We start from the raw sequence: 1,243 nt of genomic DNA, 5'->3' as shown, positions 1-1,243 counted from the left end.
AATTTCAAATGCGGAAGATCCATCTACTCCATCAACACCGTCTGATCCATCAGTACCATTACTTCCATCTGCTCCATTCAATGACGCTAACCAATCTGCTTCTGTCCCTGTAAACCCACCTGCTACTGCGATTTCAAATGCGGAAGATCCGTCTACTCCGTCAACACCGGCAACCCCTTGAGGACCTTGTGCTCCATCAACACCATCTACTCCATCAGTACCGTTAATTCCATCTGCTCCGTCAGCTCCATTCAATGACGCTAACCAATCTGCTTCTGTTCCTGTAAATCCACCTGCTACTGCAATCTCAAAAGCTGAAGATCCATCTACTCCATCAACACCGTCTGCTCCATCAGCACCGTTACTTCCATCTGCTCCATCAGATCCATTTAATGATGCTAACCAAGCTGCTTCTGTTCCTGTATATCCTCCTGCTACTGCAATCTCAAAAGCTGAAGATCCATCTGTTCCATCAGTACCGTTAATTCCATCTGCTCCGTCAACTCCATTTAATGACGCTAACCAATCTGCTTCTGTTCCTGTAAATCCACCTGCTACAGCGATTTCAAATGCTGAAGATCCATCCGTACCATCTATTCCATCAGTACCGTTACTTCCATCGGCACCATCTGCTCCATCAGCACCATTTAGTGACGCTAACCAATCTGATTCTGTTCCTGTATATCCACCTGCTACTGCAATCTCAAAAGCTGAAGATCCATCTACTCCATCAACACCGTCTGATCCATCAGTACCATTACTTCCATCTGCTCCATTCAATGACGCTAACCAATCTGCTTCTGTCCCTGTAAACCCACCTGCTACTGCGATTTCAAATGCGGAAGATCCATCCGTACCATCTATTCCATCAGTACCGTTACTTCCATCGGCACCATCTGCTCCATCAGCACCATTTAGTGACGCTAACCAATCTGATTCCGTTCCTATAAACCCTCCAGCTACTGCAATTTCATATGCGGAAGATCCATCAGCACCGTTTAGTGATGCTAACCAATCTGATTCTGTTCCTGTATATCCACCTGCTACTGCAATCTCAAAAGCTGAAGATCCATCTACTCCATCAACACCGTCTGATCCATCAGTACCATTACTTCCATCTGCTCCGTCAGCTCCATTTAATGACGCTAACCAATCTGCTTCTGTTCCTGTATATCCACCAGCTACTGCGATCTCATATGCTGAAGACCCATCTGTTCCGTCTACACCGTCTGATCCATTACTT

General features: G+C 45.9%; 1 protein-coding gene. It reads right to left on the bottom strand.

Annotated elements, in window-relative coordinates:
- Positions 1-1,243 (bottom strand): beta strand repeat-containing protein (locus tag ACFFVB_RS08170; protein ID WP_382382240.1); only part of this gene is annotated, 1,243 nt, incomplete at both ends.

The sequence above is a fragment of the Formosa undariae genome (assembly GCF_042427615.1).
GTDB classification, from domain to species: domain Bacteria; phylum Bacteroidota; class Bacteroidia; order Flavobacteriales; family Flavobacteriaceae; genus Formosa; species Formosa undariae.
Note: the sequence above shows the minus strand (reverse complement) of the source record. Positions and strands in the feature narration are given on the sequence as shown.